The following is a 17,544-nucleotide window of genomic DNA, read 5'->3' on the forward strand; positions in this document are numbered from 1 at the left end:
GATGGGGATGCCCTCAGTGCGACGCCCGCGCGCTCACTCGATCGACGCCCATGCGCCGCAGCGCCGGGCTCGCGCTGGTGCCGGCTGGCACCGATGGCAGCGCGCCGGACATCGGCATTGCCGCGCCCGCCGCAGGTTGGGCGTTCGCAGCCAGGTTTTCTCCTATGATGCGTCGCACGGTCTCGTCGGCGGCGTGGTCGTCGCCGTCGAACACGGTGGTGACGGCCGCCGTCGGTCGTGGCGGCACGCCGGGCCCTGGTCCGCCACTGGGGCGCTGGTCAGCGGACACCGCCACTGAGACCTCCACCGACATGCCGATGCGCAAGGGGTGCGCAGCCACCTCGCGCGGGTCAAGCAGGATCCGCACCGGCACGCGCTGCACCACCTTGATCCAGTTGCCGGTGGCGTTCTGCGCGGGCAGCAGCGCAAAGGCCGCGCCGGTGCCCGCGCCCAGCCCGGCGACCGTGCCGTGATAGCGCACCTGCCCGCCATACAGGTCGGACACCAGCGTGGCTTCCTGCCCGAGGCGCAACTGGCGCAGTTGAGCTTCCTTGAAGTTGGCGTCGACCCAGATGCCGTCCAGCGGCACCACGGTCATGAGCCCGGCACCGGCCTGCACGCGTTGGCCGACTTGCACGCTGCGCCGCGCCACGAAGCCATCCACCGGCGCGTGCACGTTGGCGCGGCGCAGCGCGAGGTAGGCCTCGCGCACCCGGGCCGATGCCCGCAGCACGTTGGGATGCCGCTCCACGCTCGTGCGGTCTGTCAGCGACAGGTTGGCGGCTAGTTGCGCCTGCGCCGCGCGTGCGCCGGCGCGGGTCGAGGCGAGTGCGCTGCGCGCCGAGGCCAACTGCGTGGCTGCGTGCTCGAACTCCTCGCGCCCCACCGCGCCATCCTGCACCAGTGCTTCACGACGGTGCATGTCGCGTTGCGCGCGAGCGAGCTCGGTTTCCAGCCGCGCCACCTCGGCCTGACGCACGGCGATTTGCGCGCCCAGAACCTCATTGTTGGCATAGAGCGTGCGCACCTCGCGCACCGTCTGGGCCAGTTGCGACTCGGCCTGGTCGAGCGCCATGCGGGCGTCCGACGGGTCGAGGCGCACCAGGGGCTGGCCGGCGTGCACGAAGTCGGTGTCGTCGGCGCGTACCGCCACGACGGTGCCCCCGGTTTGCGGCGTGACCTGGATGACGTTGCCCTGCACGTAGGCGTTGTCGGTGCTGACTGTGGACGCGGGGCCCAGCATGCGGTAGGCCACATAGCCGAGCGCCAGCACCAGCGCGCAGGCCGTGACGGCCAAGCCGGGCATGCTGCGCGGCGCATTCGGTGCGGTTTGCGCGTGCGGCACCGCGGGACTTGCTTGCGGCGCCAAGGCAGCGCCGTCATGGGATGTCGGGTCGGAGGGCATGCTGTTCATGGCGGTTTCCAGGGTGGGCGTCACTGCGGCGTAGCGGTCGCGGCCGCCGTCGTTGCGCTGCCGCCGATGGTGGCCGCCACGGAGGCCGGCGCCTCGCTGGTGTGCAAGCCCGCTGCATAGCCTCCACCGAGTGCGCGCATCAGCTCGGCCTGTCTATCGAGCGCACGCGCGCCCAGTTCGGCAGCCGCGCGGCGCTGCGCGAGCACGCCTGTCTCGGCACTGAGCACGACCAGGTACGAGCCCAGGCCAGCTTCGTAGCGTTCGACCGCCAGCCTGTACGCGCGCTCGGCGAACGCTTGTGCGCGGATCTGGTCCTGTTGCTGGCGCGCGAGCGATTGCAGCGCGCTGATCTGGTCGGCTGCGTCCTGTACCGCCGCCAGCACTACGCCGTTGTAGGCTGCGATGGCCGCGTCGAGGTCCGCTGCCTTGGCGCGCTGGCTGGCGCGCAGCCGGCCGGCATCGAAGATTGGCAGGCGGATGGCAGGGCCGATCCCCATGGCGCGGCTGCCGTTGTCGAACAGGCGATCCAGCCCCAGTGCGTTGTAGCCCGCAAAGGCCACGAGGTTGACACTGGGGTAGAAATCGGCGCGCGCTTCGTCCAGCTCGCGCGTGGCCACCTCGGCGCGCCGGCGAGCCGCATCGATGTCGGCGCGTCGGCCCAGCAGATCGGCCGGCACGCTCACGGGCAGGGGTTGGGGCTGCAGATGGCCGATGCGCGGCTGCAGCGCAGCGAGCGCCTCGAGGGGTTGCACCGTCAATGCGGCCAACGCGTGGCGGCGTGCGGCGATCTGCTCGTCGAGCGCCTCCAGCGACTGCCGGGTGTCCGGCACGGCGCCTTCGGCCTGTTGCAGCTCCACCGAGGTGTCGAGTCCGGCGTCGGTGCGGCGGCGCACCAGCGCCAGCACCTGGGCGCGCTGCGCCAGCGAGCGCTCGGCCACCTCCCGCAGCGACAGCAGGCGGGCCAATTGCACGTAGGTTCGCACCACCTGTGTCGAGACCAGCAGGCGCGCCATGGCGGCATCCGCCTGCGCCGCTTGCGCCGTGCCCAGTGCGGCGTCCAGCGCGGCGCGGTTGCGTCCGAAGAAGTCGAGCTCCCAGTTGACCGCGAGCTGCGCGGTCGCCAGGTTCTGCCGCGTGCCTCCGATGCTTGGCGGGAACAGCGCATGCTCGGGAAAGCGCTGGCGGGTGTCGTCGAAACGTGCCGTCACCTGCGGCCAGTCTTGCGCATCGATGCGCTGCGCGATCGCCTTGGCGCGCTGCAGCCGGGCAGCGGCGATGCCGAGCGACGGGTTGTCCTGCAAGGCCTTGTCCACCAGTGCGTCGAGCTCGGGTCGCCCGAACTGATGCCACCAGGCCGGGTCGACGGGTGCGGCGGTTGTGTCGGTGCGCAACCCCAGCGTGTGGGCGTCGAGCCGTGCCGGCGGCGGCGCAAGGTGGGCGGGCAGGGCGCAGCCTGAAAGGCCCGCCCCCACCGCAGCAGCCGTGGCCAGCGCCACGCGAAGGTGTCTCACCACGCAATGGCGCTCAACGAATCGGCTCGGCATGGCCGAGCGATGCGGGCCGTGCGCGCGGCACGCGCGGTGCCCGCGGTGCACTCGGTACCCGTGGTACGTGCGAAAAGAAATGTGTTCATCGAGCACCTCGTCAGCTGTGGGGACATGCCCGATGGTCGGGCAGCCGCCGCGCGGCTTCTGTCACGGATCACGTGGCTTTGGACGAAATCGATCATGGGACGCACGCCGCCATTTGCTGCCCGAAGGCGGCCAAACACGCCCGCTTCATGCCATCGCGCGCTCGTGCTTCGCGCCACGATAACGGCCTGTCCCATCACCCCTCCCCGGAGAAATTCCATGTCCTGTTCCAGAACCTCACCCTTCCCGCGGCCCAAGGCCGTGGCCATCGCCGTGTGCCTGGCCGGCGCGGGCGCGTTGCTGTGTCACGCGCCACGCGCGACTGCCCACGAGGCCGTCGAGGAGACGGCCTCTTTGAAATTCACGCAGGCGCTGCCGAACGCGCCGGGCAAGAGCTTGAGCACGCTCATCGTGGACTTTGCGCCCGGCGCCAAAGCGCGCCCGCACCGCCATGGAGATGCCTTCGTGTATGCGTATGTGCTGAAGGGGGCAGTGCGCAGCGCGCTGGACGACGGGCCCCCCACCACCTACCGCGCGGGCGACGACTGGTTCGAGCCGCCCGGCGCGCGCCATCCCCTCACGCAGAACGCCAGCCGCACCCAGACCGCGCGGCTGCTCGTGGTGTTCGTCGCGAACACCGGTGATGCATTGAAGACACCCGACCATCCCTGAAAGGACATCCGCCATGAACCAACGACTGGATCACCAAGCCATCGCCCCCGAGGGCATGCGCGCCCTGGGCGGCTTGTACATGTATGTGCACAAGTCGGGCCTGCCTCCTGCACTGATCGACCTGGTGTACCTGCGCGTGTCGCAGATCAACGGATGTGCGTACTGCATCGCGTCGCACTCGCGCGACCTGATGAAGGCCGGCGTGCCGCCGTCGACCTTGCTGATGCTCGCGGCCTGGCGCGAAGCTGGCACCCTGTTCTCCGCGCGCGAGCGCGCCGCGCTGCAATGGGCCGAATCGCTCACGCTGGTGTCGCAGACGCATGCCGCCGACGCCGACTACCAGGCGCTGTCGGCCGAGTTCGACGAGCGCGAGCGCGTGGACCTCACGTTGGCAGTGGGCGTCATCAACGCCTACAACCGGCTGGCAATCGGTTTTCGCAAGACGCCCGAGATCGCAGTGCCTTCCTGACATCCCAAGCGCAGCGTCTCTGGCGTGGCACGCACAGACACGCAATGCTGCTTGCCATGGCGCATGCGCACCAAGCAAGACGTGCTGAAGCCATGACACTGGATGCCACAGCCTCGGACCTCGAGGCGCTGGTTCAACCCCATCCAGAACGATCATGAGCCTCTTGGATCACGCAACGCCCCATGCGACGACGCTCACTCGCTCGATGCGGCCGCATGTCGAACTGCCCGCGCCGGCGCACGGTTGCATGCGGCTGGAGCTCGGCGATGCGGCCGGCCTGGATGTATGGCTTTGGGAAGAGGACGAATTCCTGAGAGAAGGCCGCACCCACGTCGGCGGTGTCCATGTCGTCCTGAGCGGTCCCCGCGCACAGGCCTCGCAGGGCCATGGTGCGCCTGGCGCCACGCCCTGCGTCGACGCACAGGCGCTGCGCGCCAGCCTGGCCGCGGGCACGGCGCGCCTGCTGCTGCGGCCCGCGAGTGAAACGCCGACCACGGGGCTGCCTCTCCCCGCTGCGGAGCCCGCTGCGACCTCCGCACCTTCGTTTCGGGGGGGATTGCCGCCCGGTGCCCTACGCCGCGTGCGCGACTTCGTGGCGCAGCGCATGGCAGAAAGGATCGAACTCTGCCAGTTGGCGCAGATCGCCGGCCTCTCGGTGTGCCACTTCTCGCGCGCCTTCAAGCAGAGCGTGGGCCTGCCGCCGCATCGCTATCTGATGCGCGAGCGCATCTCGGCGGCGGCGCTTCTCATCCGCACCACCGATCGGCCGCTGGTCGAGATTGCCCTCGAGGTGGGCTTCTCCGACCAAAGCCACTTCACGCGGTGCTTCTCCGACGTGATGGGCGACACGCCGCGCGACTACCGGCGCATGCACCGTTAGCGCCGGCCAGGACTGATGTCAGCGCCGGGCCGGACCTGTCTCTCGCCGCTGCCTCGATCTACAGCATCGACTCGGGTACCAGGGGCCCGAGCAGCTTCAGCACGAGTCGCTTCCACAGAGCCGTCTCCGGTTCCTCATCCAGCACCTGCTCGCCACCGTCGCGCTGTCCGTCATGCTCCGGGTTCCCGTGATCGCCGCCGCCGGACCGACGGTCCGCAAGGACTTCGCGAGGTGCCGACCACTGCAGGCCGGCGCTGCGCAGGCGCACTTCGTAGGCCGTTTCGCGCGTGATCAAGCTCACGAGCGCCAGCAGCTGGCCCGCCAGTTCGGGGCTGAAGGCAATCAGTCCCAACTCTGTGTTGTAGCGCTCCGAGCGCGGATCGAAGTTCAGCGATCCAAGGTACAGCGCGCGCCTGTCCACGACCACGGACTTGCCGTGCAGCCGACCACCCTCCGAGGCGAACCTTCCGCCGTGCCTGGCCAGGGCCATGCGCTGTGGACTGAGTTCGTAGAGCCGCACGCCGGCCGCCAGCAGCGCCGGGCGGTACCGCTGGTAGCCAGCGTGCACAATCGACGCGTCGGTGCCGGCCAGCGAATTGGTAACCAGGGTGTAGGCCACGCCGCGCGCGCGGAGCATGCGCACCGTGGCCATGCCGCCGTCGCCCGGCACCAAGTAGGGCGTGGTCTGCACTACCTCGTGCCGGGCCGAGCGAATCAGGCGCCCCACGTTGAATCGCACGCCCTCGGGTACCTCGGTCGGCGCCGTCACTTCGCCGCGCGTCCAGTCGCTGCCGTGGGGCGGTCCCAGCGCTTTGCCCGGCGCGTCGCAATAGGCCTCGGCCTTCGCCCATGTGAGCGGCAGCCTGCCGTCATCAAGGTCAGCGGAAAGGGGGCGGTTGCCGAGCAGGTCGGGCGCCTGCGGCATCGGCCCAGCCGGCGTGGCGCGCGCGGTCATCGTCTCGAAGCGCTCGCGCAGCCTTGGCGGAGCATCGCTGCGTGGCACGACGTCGGAAAGCGGGTAGACGTACGGACTGTCCCAGTACGCATCGAAAAAGCCGGCCAGTCGAGGGACGATGGCGCCTGCCACCAGCGCGTCGATGTCGATGAAATTGGACGTGGCGCCGGCCAGGAAGTATTCATCCGCGATGTTGCGCCCGCCCGCGATCGCCATCGAGGCGTCCGCGATGAACAACTTGTTGTGCATGCGACGGTGCAGCCGCCCCATGTCGAACAGCGAGGCCAGCACGCGCGTGGTCATGTGCCCGCGCGCGGCGGGGAACGGATTGAAAAGGCGGATCTCGACGCGGGGTTCGGCCGCAAGCGCTTCCAGCAGCGCGTCGGAACCCGCCGTGTGCAGGTCGTCGAGCAACAGCCGCACACGCACGCCGCGGCGCGCGGCGTCGCGCAGCGCGCGCAGGAACATGCGACCGGTTTCGTCGTTCTGCACCAGGTAGTACTGCACGTCGAGGCTGCGCGTGGCGCGCCGGGCCAGCTCCAGGCGCGCATGCATGGAGAATGGCGGCGTGGGGAGCAGGCGAAAGCCGCTGAGGTGCGGCGCCGGCGCATTGTCGGCCGCTGTCTTCGCGAGAGGACTTTCGGGTAGGGGATTTGGCGCGACGGACCACTGGCTCGGCGTGGGCGCCGGCAGGCGTGTGGAGTCCGGCACTCCCCACAGGAAGACCAGGATCGAGAGGGACCACCAGGGTGGGTGTGGCATGGCGGGGGTGGACGCGGCAGCCGCGCGCGAATGTGCGTTGCGGAATGGCTCGCGAACTTTGCGCCGTGCGGAATGCTGTGGCTAGGCAGCGCTTGCGCAAAGTAGCCGGAAACTGGCGGCACGTGGCCAAGGATCTGGTTTTGCGCAGGACGACTGCACAGCACGGAAAGCGCGCAGCGCGTCATGAGAAGGCCAGTCGCAGCGAGGGCATTCAAGCGTTTCGCTGGCTGCATGCCTACGCTGGCGTGCCATTCTTGGAGGACCTCCCGATGACGCCCGCACGCACATCCGTTGTTTTCATTCATGGTCTTTGGCTGCACGCCAGCAGCTGGCACCGCTGGGCCGACATGTTCCGGCTCGCTGGTTACGACACGCACACGCCCGGTTGGCCTGGCGAGCCCGAGACGGTGAGCATGTCGCGCGCGCACCCTGAGCTCGTGGCAGGTCGCAGCCTGGCTGAAGTGACCGCGCATTTCGCAGAACTGATGGCGCGTCTGCCGTCGCCACCGGTGGTGATCGGCCATTCGTTCGGTGGACTCATCGCGCAGAAGCTGCTCGGCGAAGGGCGCTGTCGGGCGGCGATCGCGATCGATCCGGCGCAGATCAAGGGGGTGTTCCGCCTGCCGCTCGCGCAATTGCGCGCCGGCCTGCCGGGGCTGGGCAACCCGATGAACGTCCATAGAGCGGTGGCACTGACCCAGGCGCAGTTCCGCTACGGCTTCGGCAATGTCCTGGAGCGGGCAGAGTCGGACGCACTGTTCGAACGGTGGTGCATCCCTTCGCCGGTCCGCGGATTGTTCGAGGTCGCGTTCGCGAACGTTACTGGGAACCCGGCCTCTCATGTGGCCACGGAAAACGACACGCGCGGGCCGCTGCTGTTGATTTCCGGTACGCACGACCACACGGCGCCGGACGTGACCACGCTGGCGGCATTTCGCATGTACCGACATTCGAAGGCGCTGACCGAATTGCGGCAATTCGAAGGCAGGGGCCACTCACTCACGATAGACCACGGATGGCGCGATGTGGCAAGGGTGTGCCTGCGTTGGCTCGAGCGACAGGCCTTGGACAATGCAGCGACCGAACAACGATTTTCAGTGGAGAAAATGGCAGCAGACATGGAGAGTCAGTTCGCTGTCCGGGCGCTTGTTTCGAGCCTGCCTCGTGCCGCCGTCTGTCCGCGCCCGTCGAACCCCTAGAGGCTGACCCGAACGCACGGCACAGCAAGGTGGTCGGGATATTTTTCGAATCTCACGTGCTCGATGTGATGCTCGCAGCAAGGCGGGGCAGTGCGGAGGGGCACGTTGCAGCACGCGCACCCCCTGGCCTGCACCGACGACGCTGGCGGTCGCTCGGCCAGATCGTCAGGGCACGATGCGCGTGCGCCCGCCGCGTCCTTGCTGACCCGCCGACTCAACCGCCGCGCACGCGCGCAAAGCGCTCCCCCTCGCCTTGATTGTCCATCGCAGCGGTGTGTCTGCCACTCAGCTACGGATACACCGCGCGTCGCGCTGTAACGAACCGCTTCGCGCCGCCGACGTTTGCCGTCAGGCTTCGCGCTGCGAAGCACGCGGCCTTCAGTGGAAGCGCCAGCGCGATCGTCGCCCGCACGTGGCCGCGACGGGTCGTTTCGCAAGCTGCTGGCGCACGCGGACGCCTGCGAAGCGGCGACTCGCGCAAGGCGGCGGGGTCCAGCGGGCTTTGCCTATCCCGACACGCAGCGCGACGCGATGGCACGGAGATCCGTCGAGAGGTCGAACTGTGCACATCAGCCGAATGCTCGGTCAACCGGTTTCGATGCACGAATTGGTCGAGCGGCGGCGGTTTCGTCAAAGAAAGCAAGAGGGCACGGACTGACGATGGAGCCCCATTCAAGGAGCATCCGATGAACCCTCGCCGCCAGCGCCAAGCAGTCATCGCCGTGACTGTCCCACGGCGCGCTTCTCGTACCAAGACACCTCGCACGGCGGTTGCTGCGGCGCGCGACGCCTTTCCCTTCCTGGCTGCGCTCGATGCCGAGGGTTTCACGTGCGATGCGTCTGCTGTCCCGGTGCATGCGCGCTTCGGACTGCTGTCAGAGGCGCGGCGCAGGAGCTTGGTCACGGTCGACCGGCTGCTGGCCCACGCCACCTACCTGTGCGAGTTGTATGCAGCAGCCAAGTGGAGCGGCACTGACGTCTCATCGATACGGGACCTGTTTGTGCGGCACCTCGGCGAGCAGTACGCCCTTGTCGCGGCGGTTCTGGCGCGGGCCGAGGCGTTGGGACCGTTCGGGGCGGGGGCGTCCATGCGGCCTGCAGGCAGTGGCGTTCCGATGGCGGCGCGATCGGCCGGGCTCCTCGACGATGCCGCGCGACTGCGGCGGTTGCTCGAGGTGCATGAGCTCGGACGTTTCGAATTCGAGGCGATGCGGCGTCAGGCCACCATCGACGGCGACCGCGCGACTTACGATCTGGTGGTCGATGAGGTCGTGCGCACCAACGAACGCCAGAGCTGGCTGGTGGCTGAGCAACTTCTGCAACTTGGTAACCCCGGCGCGCGGCGCTGCCAGCGAGATCGGTCCTGAGCGCGTCCTCGGACCGCGTGGGCTGATCGAGACACCATCACCGTGGAGCTGGCTCAACCGCCGCGCCGCAGCGCCCAGGCAACCAGCCACCCAGCCTCTTCGTTTGAATGCCCGACGTGTCGCAAGAGGGCTTCGGTCGCGCGCCCCTCGATACACCTTGGAGAGAAGTCGTGCGCAGGCGCCCAACCTCAGGCAAGCGCAGGATCGTACCGACGAGAAGCACGGACAGCCATGCGTGGGTTGGCATCGCGAAGCATCCTTCAAAGGATTCCGTGCGCCAGTATGGCTTGTCGATCGCTCGCGTAGTGCCGGCCGGTGACTCGAAAACATTGAACTGATACGTGTCACATCGACAGCGAATTGTCAAATTGACTCGATTTATTGCCTCTGTCAATTCGACTTGGTGTCATGCAAGCTGTTGATTTGAAACAGTTTAGTTTCTGGCATGGCCGTTGCGAAGCAATCAGCATTCATCCAACGACACACACCGAGGTTTCCATGATCACTGCTGCCCAACGCGCCATCGTAGCTTCCACCGTACCCCTGCTTGAGCAGGGCGGCGAGGCCCTGACTACCCATTTCTACAAGATGCTGCTGGCCGAGCATCCCGAGGTCCGCCCCTTCTTCAACGAGACCCACCAAGCCAAAGGCGACCAGCCGCGCGCGCTGGCCAACGGCGTACTGATGTACGCGAAGAATATCGACCGGCTGGAAGCAATGGGCCCGCTGGCGACGCAGATCGTCAACAAGCACGTGGCGCTGCAGGTGATGCCCGAGCATTACCCGATCGTCGGCGGCTGCCTGCTGCGCGCCATCCGCGACGTGCTGGGCGCCGAGGTGGCGACCGACGAGGTGATCGACGCCTGGGCGGCGGCCTACGGCCAGCTCGCCGACATCCTGATCGGCGCCGAGAAACAGCTGTACGACGCGCAGGCCTCGGCACCCGGCGGCTGGCGCGGCGCGCGCGATTTCGAGGTGATGCGCAAGGTGGCTGAGAGCGCCGAGATCACCTCGTTCCACTTCGCGCCGGCCGATGGCGGCGCGCTGATGGATTTCGCGCCCGGCCAGTACATCGGCATGCTGCTGCGGGTGGACGGCAAGGACATTCGGCGCAACTACTCGCTGTCGGCCGCGCCCAACGGCAAGACCTACCGCATCAGCGTGAAGCGCGAGCCCGGCGGCGTGGCCTCGACCTGGCTGCACGAGCGCGTGCAGGTGGGCGACACGCTGCAGTTGCTGCCGCCCTCGGGTGAGTTCGTGCTGGCGGACAGCGACCGACCGGTTGTGCTCATCAGCGGCGGGGTGGGCATCACGCCGACGCTGGCGATGCTGGAGCAGGCGTTGGCCACCGATCGCGACGTGGTGTTTATCCATTGCGCGCGCAACGGCGAGGTGCACGCATTCCGCGAGCAGATCGAGGCGGCGGCAGCACGTCATCCGCGACTGCAGCGCTTCTATTGCTACGACGAGGTGAGCGACAAATCTGCGCCCGCGCCGCATGCGGTCGGCCGGCTCGACCTGGACCGGCTGAACGCATGGCTGCCCGCGCACACGCGCGACGTCGACGCCTACTTCCTCGGGCCCAAGCTCTTCATGCAGCAGGTGCGCCGCGGGCTGCGCAGCTGGGGCGTGCCAGACGCGCAGTCGCGCTTCGAGTTCTTCGGGCCAGCGTCGGCGCTGGAGTAGGCCGCCGCGGCTCAGCCGCGCGCGATGCCCAGGCGCTTCGCCATCCGCGCAAGGTTGGCTGGGTCGATGCGCAAGTCGCGCGCAGCAGCGGCCCACCGCTGGCCGTTCTGCGCGAGCGCCTGCAGCACCATGCGGCGCTCCAGGTCGCTCACGGCGTCGCGCAAACCGAGGCCTTGCGCCGGCATGGCGGCGGCCTGCGGCGCGGCAGCGTCTTGCGCGGCGCCGGCCGTGCTCAGGCCGAGGTGGCCCGTGCCCAGCCCGAGGTCCTCAGCGCCCAGCGTCAGGATGCGCGGCCTCTGCGCATGCCGGCCCAGCGCCTTCACTACGCTGCGCCCCAGCAGGTGCTCGAGCTCGCGCACGTTGCCGGGCCAGTCGTAGGCCAGCAGCGCGGCCTGCGCGCTGGCGTCGAGCCGCACCGCGCCCAGGCCCATGCGCGAGCGGGCCTCTTCCAGGAAGAAGCCGCCGATGGTCAGCACGTCTCGCCCGCGCTCGCGCAGCGGCGGCACCACCAGCGGATACACGCTGAGCCGGTGGTAGAAGTCAGCGCGCAGGCGGCCCGCGCGCACCTCGTCGGCCAGGTTGCGGTTGCTGGCCGCGATGACACGCACGTCCACGCGGTGCTCGCGATCGGAGCCCAGACGCTGCAGCTGGCCGCCCTGCAACACGCGCAGCAGCTTGGCCTGCACCTGCAGCGGCAGCTCGGCCACTTCGTCGAGGAACAGCGTGCCACCGTCGGCCAGTTCGAATTTGCCGCGCCGATCGCCCACCGCGCCGGTAAAGGCGCCGCGCACGTGGCCGAAAAGCTCGCTCTCCACCAGGTTGTCGGGCAGCGCTGCGCAGTTGATGCTGACCAGCGGGCGAGCGGCGCGTGCGGATGCGGCGTGCAGCGCCTGCGCCACCAACTCCTTGCCGGTGCCGGTCTCGCCCTGAATCAGCACGCACAGGTCGGTGGGGCCGGCCAACGCGACGTCCTTGAGCAGCCGCTTGTGCGCGGCGCTGTGGCCGACCATGTGGCGCGGCGCCTGGCTCGCAGCCCGCGCGTAGCTGTCGGCGCGCTGGCGTTCGTCTTCGGCGCGCGCGGCCAGGCCGTGCATGCGGGTGGCCAGCGCGACCGTGGCGGCGGCCAGGCTGGCAAATGCCTGCAACACGTCCAGCTCCACACGAGAGAAGCGCCCGATCTCCAGCGCGTCGAGCGTAAGCAGTCCCCAGGACCTGCCATCGACCCGCAGCGCGCAGCCTATGCAGTCGTGCACCGGCAAATGGCCCTGCACGCCGTCGACCAAGCCATCAAAGGGGTCGGGCAGGCCGCAGTCGGCCGCGAAGCGCACCGGGCCGGGTGCGTCGAGCAGCTGCGCAAAACGGGGATGCTCAGCCACCCGGAAGCGTCGGCCCAGTGTGTCGCCGGCCAGACCATTGACCGCCAGCGGCACCAGCCAGTCGCCGTCCAGGCGCAGCATGGCGGTGGCATCGCAGGGCAGAAGCACGCGCAGCGTCTCCAGCAGGCGCCGGTGGCGCTCGGCCTCAGGTAGGTCCTGAGCTAGGTCGGCCATCAGCGGCAGCAGGGCGGTGAGCAGGCTCGGCGGGTTCATAAGGCAGGTATTTTCGTCTTCGCGGGGTGATGCGCCTGGCTTGCACACTCGCGACACTCGGGATCCAGCGCGACACACGCGCCGATGCAATCTCGCGACAGCGGATGGCAGCGTTGCAGCTTCATCCGAAGCTCGCCAAGAAGGGGCGCATCATCATGGCTAGCGGCAGACCTTGGCGAAGCGCCAGATGTCATCGACCGATGCTTGTCGTGGGCTCGGGCGTCCTTCGGATCCCCAGCGCCACTTCCGGTGTTCTTTGCCATTAAAGTCCGTGGCAGGCTCGCTCGCGCGAGTGCGGCCATCGGACTGAGCCAGCGCTGAGAACTCTGAGACACGGCCCAGAAAGCAGCGCGTGTGCGCGATGCCACGTAAGCGCGCGGTGATCCCGTCTTGAACTTGGCCCCAGTGTCTATGACGATGGTGTCCACCAAGGATTTAGGTGGACACCTATGGAAGACTCCAAGCGCGTGAGCCGTCGGCGCCACGCGGCCGATCTGAAGCGGCAAGTGCTGGCGGCGTGCGCAGAGCCCGGGGCGTCTGTGGCTCAAGTGGCGCTGGCCCATGGCCTCAACGCCAACCTCGTTCACAAGTGGCGCCGCATGGTCGACGCCGGAGGCATCGCCTCGAACGCCGGTGACCCGCAAGCCGAGTTCGTCTCGCTCACGCTGGCGCCAGATCCCACCGCGGCAAATGACATTCACCTTGAGCTTCGCCGCGGCGCGATCGCGGTGAACGTGACCTGGCCGTTGAGCGCGTCAGGCCAATGCGCCACCTGGCTGCGCGAGATCCTCAGGTGATCCGGGTCGACGCGCTGTGGCTGGCCGTCGAGCCGTTGGACATGCGCGCAGGCGCCGAAGCGGCACTGGCGCGCGTGGTGCGTGTCTTCGGCGCCGCGCGCCCGCACCACGCTTACCTGTTCGCCAACCGGCGCGCGAATCGCATGAAGGTCCTGGTGCACGACGGAATCGGCATCTGGCTGTCGGCACGACGCCTGCACCAGGGCAAGTTCGTCTGGCCCAAGGACAGCGGCACCACCCTCAGCCTGACCCCTACCCAGTTCGACGCGCTGGTGCTCGGACTGCCGTGGCAGCGGATCGGCGAAGCTGGAGTGATTTGCGTGCTGTAGTGCAATTGCCGAATGTGCTGATGCGTGGGCACGCACGCTGAGGCACCATCACCTTCCGTGATCGACACGGCCGACCTTGACCACCTGGACGCGCAGCAGCTGCGCGAGTTGGTCCTCTCCCTGAGGAAAGGGGCTGCAGCTGACAAGCTTGAGATCGCACGTCGCGACCACGAGATCGCGTTCAAGCAAGCGGCCATCGACAAGCTCACGCACGAGATGGCCGTGCTCAAGCGGTTGAAGTTCGCCGCCAAGTCCGAAGCCTTCAATGTCGAGCAGAAGAGCCTGCTGGAAGAGACCATCGATGCTGACTTGGCAGCGATGGAGCGTGAGCTGGAACAACTCGCGACCGTGCCGTCTGCGCAGCGTGAGAAGCAGCAACCCAAGCGCCAGGCACTGCCCGCGCACTTGCCGCGCCGGGAGATCCGCCACGAACCCGAGAGCACCACCTGTGCCTGCGGCTGCACCCTCCAGCGCATCGGCGAGGATGTGGCCGAGAAGCTCGACTACCAGCCAGGCGTGTTCAGCGTCGAGCGTCACGTGCGCGGCAAATGGGTCTGCACGAAGTGCGAGACGCTGGTGCAGGCGCCCGTCGCCCCGCACATCATCGACAAGGGCATCCCGACGGCTGGGCTGCTCTCGCAGGTGCTGGTGGGCAAGTACATGGATCACTTGCCGCTGTACAGGCAAGAAGCCATCTTCGGTCGCGCTGGCCTCGCCATATCGCGCTCGACACTGGCCAGCTGGGTCGGGCAGTGCGGCGTGCAGCTACAGCCTCTGGTCGATGCGCTCAAGCGCGAGATGCTCGAAGACCGCGTGCTGCATGCCGACGAGACCCCTGTGGCGATGCTCAAGCCCGGCAACGGCAAGACGCACCGGGCTTACCTCTGGAGCTACTGCACGACCAGCTACAGCGCGCTGCGCGCAGTGGTGTTCGACTTCGCCGACAGCCGCGGCGGCCAGCATGCGCGCGCCTTCCTCGGGCTGCCGGGCGAGCATGGCTGGCGCGGCACACTGGTGTGCGACGACTTCAGTGGCTACAAGGCGTGCTTCGAGCTGGGCATCACCGAGGCGGGTTGCCTGGCCCATGCAAGGCGCAAGTTCCACGAACTCTGGGCCAATCACGGCAGCCCGGTCGGCGAGCAGGCGCTGAAGCTCTTCGGCGAACTCTACGCCGTCGAACGCGAGGTCGCCAAGCGTGAGCCTGAGGATCGAAGGCGAATACGACAAGAGAGGTCGCGCAAGGTGGCTGATGCCCTGCAGCAATGGCTCGCCGGGCAACGGCGGCAGGTGCCGGATGGTTCGGCCACGGCCAGGGCAATCGACTACAGCCTCAAGCGCTGGCAGGCGCTCACGCGCTACATCGACGACGGAGATCTGCCGGCGGACAACAATTGGGTGGAGAACCAGATCCGCCCGATCGCCATCGGACGATCGAATTGGCTGTTCGCAGGTTCGCTACGGGCAGGCCAGCGCGCGGCGGCCGTCATGAGCTTGATCCAGTCAGCAAAGCTCAATGGACATGAGCTGCACGCGTACCTCAGCGATGTCCTCGAGCGCCTGCCCACGCAGCCGGCCAGTCGCGTCGGAGAGTTACTGCCGCATCGCTGGCAGCCAACCGCAGTGCGCTGAGCGAAGGACCGTCGTCAAGACCGGATCACCGCGCGCTTACCCTTGAGCTTCGCCGTGGTGCGATTTCTGTCGCTTCAGCGGCCTTGGTTTAACCGCTGCACACCCTGGTCCGTGATGTATTCGCGCCCGGTGTGATCGGTAGCGATCAAGCCGTGTGAACTTAGGCGGCTTGAAGATCTCGGCGCGTCGATCATCTCACCGCGGACGAGGATGGGAGTCTGCGGGAGTGCCTGCAGCTTCTTCCATTGCTCGTCATTCAAACGTATTTTTTTCATGTGCCGGTTCCCACCAAGCGTGCGTCGCTTCGCTGGGAAAAGCGTGTGCGTGTGCGTGTGCGTGTGGCATGTGAACATCATTGGCGGGATAAGTCCACTCGACGATGGAAGAGCCTGCACCGTGCTCAAACCGGCCGCTAGTGACTTGACAATCGTGAAGAGAGCGGAGGTACGATGAAGTCTCCTTGAGATAGAAGAACTATCTTTATGCCACTGCCTAACGAGACTCAAGCACTTAATTTGCCCACCGGGTGGACCTGCTGGCTGGAGCTAAAGAACGACGATGGCATGTGCTCCGGGAAGGCGGAGCTTCGTGAAGGGCGCGAGACCCGCTGCGTTTTGGTGCTTGCTCAAAAGCCGACGCGCGAGGAAGTGCTGAGTCGGCTGCAGCAGCGTGCGGACCATTTCATCGAGGAGTGGCAGGCTCGAATCGCGACCGACTCGGCTCGATTTTCGGCGAAGCCACGCGAATAAGCCGTTCCTTTTCGCATTCATTGCAATGTGCGCTACCGCACAGACGAATTAGTTGTGCCCGCGATAGGGTTGGGGGAACCCTACGCGAAGCGCCCTACGCCCTATGAAGCCAGATGCCGAGAACGACACCGCGCCCGGTGATTCCGCAAGTTCCGAGCCGCAGTGGCGGACCTCCATGTCCGCTGGGCCTATCTACAGCGGCGGCGTGAGCTTTTCGGCAGATGTCAATTCGGGTGATGTCCTGCTTTGCCGGTTGGTTTACGCGGGGCCAAAGCGCACGAACGCCGAGGCGCATGCCGCGCTTGCGGATCGAGCGCTCAGCTGGATCGCGAGCTACGAAGCACGCACCAATAGGCCCGTTTGAAGATATGACATATTCTCAGTTCGCCCATTCGCCGCCTCCGACCGCCCTCGGGCCTAGCCCATCGACGCAACCGAGGTTAGCGGCTTGGGTGGTTGCTGTAGAGGCTGCCCTGCAAGACGTCAGCCGAGTCACACGGGGTGAGCGATTAGACCAAGTAAGAGCTGCCCAACTGTTGGCTGCGGTTGAAATAGCGCGCAAAAAATGCGAGCAGATTGACTAGCATCGCTCGACTAGTGGCGGCCAAGTCGTGATGGTCGACTCAGCCGGGCGGGAGGACAAGTTCGTCGCGTAGCGCGTTTCGTTGGTCAATCACGTTCGTCAGGTTCTCGTGAAAGAGATCCACGTCAGGCATTCGGAAGCCGAGCCAGCCAAGTCCTGGATGGCGGATGTTCAGGACCAAGCTGCCATCGGGCTGAATCGACCACTGCCAAGCGGCCCCATCGACCTGTGGCGGGTCCTTGATGAGCACGGGCAGCGTCTCAGGAAAAGCCGGCTCCATCGTCTGCCTGGTTTCTGCCAGGACGCGGATGAGTCGGTCGAAGGTTTCGGCCGGTGGGATCTCTCCGCTGGTAGACCAACTCGCGATGTCCGTGCCGCTCTCGTGAGTCATCTCGACTGTCATCAGCTTCATGGTCAGGGCCTCTCAAGTGCGGTGAGCTCAGTGCAGATTCGAACGTCCGATCCTGCGCCTAAATGCCCGCGGCAGCTTAGCCGGACGCGACCTGCTACTTTGACGCGGATGGGCTTCCGTTGTCGTCTGATCTGCCGATCGCCGTCATTGCTTCCTCGGCACGTGACTGCGAGCGTGCTGCAATAGGTGCTGCCAGGTTGTCGTGGCCAGCCATCTGCGCGCGTTGGTCTTGAGTCTGAGACCGCCGTCAATATGAGTTGCCAGGACGCTTGCGGCGATACAGCGCGTCTGGCAGGCCAACATGCAGGTCTATGGGGCCGACAAGGTCTGGAGGCAACTGGCGCGCGAGGGCACGACGGTGGCCCGCTGCACGGTCGAGCGGCTGATGCGGCGCCTGGGGCTGAGAGGTGTGATGCGCGGC

At 67.2% G+C, this 17,544-nt stretch carries 16 protein-coding genes and 1 pseudogene; 11 read left to right on the plus strand and 6 right to left on the minus strand.

The annotated features are described in order from the left end of the window. Positions 1-13 precede the first annotated feature (13 nt). A complete protein-coding gene (locus AC1DJH_RS31990) occupies positions 14-1,405 on the minus strand; it encodes an EmrA/EmrK family multidrug efflux transporter periplasmic adaptor subunit (protein ID WP_478188471.1) in 1,392 nt (463 codons plus the stop codon). Between the two features lie 29 nt (positions 1,406-1,434). Further along, positions 1,435-2,928 (minus strand): efflux transporter outer membrane subunit, encoded by a 1,494-nt coding sequence (locus tag AC1DJH_RS31995; RefSeq protein ID WP_478188456.1) that lies wholly within the window; start codon positions 2,926-2,928, stop codon positions 1,435-1,437. 336 nt (positions 2,929-3,264) lie between these two features. Here AC1DJH_RS31995 and AC1DJH_RS32000 point away from each other — a divergent pair, with 336 nt between their 5' ends. The 3 genes from AC1DJH_RS32000 to AC1DJH_RS32010 all read left to right on the plus strand — a co-directional run bounded on the left by AC1DJH_RS32000 (position 3,265) and on the right by AC1DJH_RS32010 (position 5,066). Then, positions 3,265-3,717: a cupin domain-containing protein gene (locus tag AC1DJH_RS32000; RefSeq protein WP_478188457.1), complete on the plus strand. Its 453-nt coding sequence runs from the start codon at positions 3,265-3,267 to the stop codon at positions 3,715-3,717. Positions 3,718-3,730: 13 nt separating this feature from the next. Next, positions 3,731-4,186: a carboxymuconolactone decarboxylase family protein gene (locus AC1DJH_RS32005; protein ID WP_478188458.1), complete on the plus strand. Its 456-nt coding sequence runs from the start codon at positions 3,731-3,733 to the stop codon at positions 4,184-4,186. A 154-nt stretch (positions 4,187-4,340) separates the two neighbouring features. Beyond that, a complete protein-coding gene (locus AC1DJH_RS32010) occupies positions 4,341-5,066 on the plus strand; it encodes a helix-turn-helix domain-containing protein (protein WP_478188459.1) in 726 nt (241 codons plus the stop codon). A 58-nt stretch (positions 5,067-5,124) separates the two neighbouring features. Here the strand turns inward: AC1DJH_RS32010 and AC1DJH_RS32015 are convergent, their stop codons facing one another. Then, positions 5,125-6,576 (minus strand): phospholipase D family protein, encoded by a 1,452-nt coding sequence (locus tag AC1DJH_RS32015; protein WP_478188460.1) that lies wholly within the window; start codon positions 6,574-6,576, stop codon positions 5,125-5,127. A 329-nt stretch (positions 6,577-6,905) separates the two neighbouring features. On the opposite strand from AC1DJH_RS32015, the gene AC1DJH_RS32020 reads away from it, so the two are divergent. From AC1DJH_RS32020 to hmpA, 3 genes are all read left to right on the plus strand, one after another. Next, on the plus strand, positions 6,906-7,982 hold the full coding sequence (locus AC1DJH_RS32020) for an alpha/beta hydrolase (RefSeq protein WP_478188461.1): 1,077 nt from the start codon (positions 6,906-6,908) through the stop codon (positions 7,980-7,982). A 686-nt stretch (positions 7,983-8,668) separates the two neighbouring features. Further along, on the plus strand, positions 8,669-9,349 hold the full coding sequence (locus AC1DJH_RS32025; protein ID WP_478188462.1) for a hypothetical protein: 681 nt from the start codon (positions 8,669-8,671) through the stop codon (positions 9,347-9,349). A gap of 498 nt (positions 9,350-9,847) precedes the next feature. Next, positions 9,848-11,035, plus strand: coding sequence for an NO-inducible flavohemoprotein (gene hmpA / locus AC1DJH_RS32030; RefSeq protein ID WP_478188463.1), 1,188 nt, complete (start codon positions 9,848-9,850; stop codon positions 11,033-11,035). A gap of 11 nt (positions 11,036-11,046) precedes the next feature. Here hmpA and norR read toward each other — a convergent pair whose 3' ends face one another. Continuing rightward, positions 11,047-12,624, minus strand: coding sequence for a nitric oxide reductase transcriptional regulator NorR (norR, locus tag AC1DJH_RS32035; protein ID WP_478188464.1), 1,578 nt, complete (start codon positions 12,622-12,624; stop codon positions 11,047-11,049). A gap of 449 nt (positions 12,625-13,073) precedes the next feature. Between norR and tnpA the strand changes: the two genes are divergently transcribed. From tnpA to tnpC, 3 genes are read left to right on the plus strand one after another with little or no spacing between them, the layout of a single operon-like run. Further along, on the plus strand, positions 13,074-13,421 hold the full coding sequence (tnpA, locus tag AC1DJH_RS32040) for an IS66-like element accessory protein TnpA (protein ID WP_478188465.1): 348 nt from the start codon (positions 13,074-13,076) through the stop codon (positions 13,419-13,421). Beyond that, complete coding sequence (tnpB, locus tag AC1DJH_RS32045) at positions 13,418-13,750, plus strand: IS66 family insertion sequence element accessory protein TnpB (RefSeq protein WP_478188466.1); 333 nt, start codon at positions 13,418-13,420, stop codon at positions 13,748-13,750. The genes tnpA and tnpB overlap by 4 nt, the downstream gene beginning before the upstream one ends. 57 nt (positions 13,751-13,807) lie before the next feature. Next, entirely contained in the window at positions 13,808-15,379 is a 1,572-nt protein-coding gene (gene tnpC, locus AC1DJH_RS32050) for an IS66 family transposase (RefSeq protein WP_478188467.1), read from the plus strand. A gap of 74 nt (positions 15,380-15,453) precedes the next feature. Here the strand turns inward: tnpC and AC1DJH_RS32055 are convergent, their stop codons facing one another. Next, complete coding sequence (locus tag AC1DJH_RS32055; protein ID WP_478188468.1) at positions 15,454-15,654, minus strand: hypothetical protein; 201 nt, start codon at positions 15,652-15,654, stop codon at positions 15,454-15,456. Positions 15,655-16,231: 577 nt separating this feature from the next. On the opposite strand from AC1DJH_RS32055, the gene AC1DJH_RS32060 reads away from it, so the two are divergent. Next, positions 16,232-16,492, plus strand: coding sequence for a hypothetical protein (locus tag AC1DJH_RS32060; RefSeq protein ID WP_478188469.1), 261 nt, complete (start codon positions 16,232-16,234; stop codon positions 16,490-16,492). A 259-nt stretch (positions 16,493-16,751) separates the two neighbouring features. On the opposite strand, the gene AC1DJH_RS32065 is transcribed toward AC1DJH_RS32060, so the two are convergent. Beyond that, on the minus strand, positions 16,752-17,123 hold the full coding sequence (locus AC1DJH_RS32065) for a hypothetical protein (protein WP_478188470.1): 372 nt from the start codon (positions 17,121-17,123) through the stop codon (positions 16,752-16,754). 277 nt (positions 17,124-17,400) lie between these two features. Here AC1DJH_RS32065 and AC1DJH_RS32070 point away from each other — a divergent pair. Next, positions 17,401-17,544, plus strand: a pseudogene (locus AC1DJH_RS32070) (IS3 family transposase); the annotation flags it as partial.

The sequence above is a fragment of the Variovorax sp. 10N412 genome, assembly GCF_056394985.1.

What these genes read in the sequence shown, in the direction of transcription:
- AC1DJH_RS32015 (WP_478188460.1), bottom strand. Translation starts at nt 6,576, where the DNA reads ATGCATGCGCGCCTGGAGCTGGCCCGGCGCGCCACGCGCAGCCTCGAC.
- AC1DJH_RS32055 (WP_478188468.1), bottom strand. Translation starts at nt 15,654, where the DNA reads ATGAAAAAAATACGTTTGAATGACGAGCAATGGAAGAAGCTGCAGGCA.
- tnpA (WP_478188465.1), top strand. Translation starts at nt 13,074, where the DNA reads ATGGAAGACTCCAAGCGCGTGAGCCGTCGGCGCCACGCGGCCGATCTG.
- AC1DJH_RS32065 (WP_478188470.1), bottom strand. Translation starts at nt 17,123, where the DNA reads ATGAAGCTGATGACAGTCGAGATGACTCACGAGAGCGGCACGGACATC.
- norR (WP_478188464.1), bottom strand. Translation starts at nt 12,624, where the DNA reads ATGAACCCGCCGAGCCTGCTCACCGCCCTGCTGCCGCTGATGGCCGAC.
- AC1DJH_RS31990 (WP_478188471.1), bottom strand. Translation starts at nt 1,405, where the DNA reads ATGCCCTCCGACCCGACATCCCATGACGGCGCTGCCTTGGCGCCGCAA.
- AC1DJH_RS32025 (WP_478188462.1), top strand. Translation starts at nt 8,669, where the DNA reads ATGAACCCTCGCCGCCAGCGCCAAGCAGTCATCGCCGTGACTGTCCCA.
- hmpA (WP_478188463.1), top strand. Translation starts at nt 9,848, where the DNA reads ATGATCACTGCTGCCCAACGCGCCATCGTAGCTTCCACCGTACCCCTG.
- AC1DJH_RS32010 (WP_478188459.1), top strand. Translation starts at nt 4,341, where the DNA reads ATGAGCCTCTTGGATCACGCAACGCCCCATGCGACGACGCTCACTCGC.
- AC1DJH_RS32000 (WP_478188457.1), top strand. Translation starts at nt 3,265, where the DNA reads ATGTCCTGTTCCAGAACCTCACCCTTCCCGCGGCCCAAGGCCGTGGCC.
- AC1DJH_RS32005 (WP_478188458.1), top strand. Translation starts at nt 3,731, where the DNA reads ATGAACCAACGACTGGATCACCAAGCCATCGCCCCCGAGGGCATGCGC.
- AC1DJH_RS32060 (WP_478188469.1), top strand. Translation starts at nt 16,232, where the DNA reads ATGAAGCCAGATGCCGAGAACGACACCGCGCCCGGTGATTCCGCAAGT.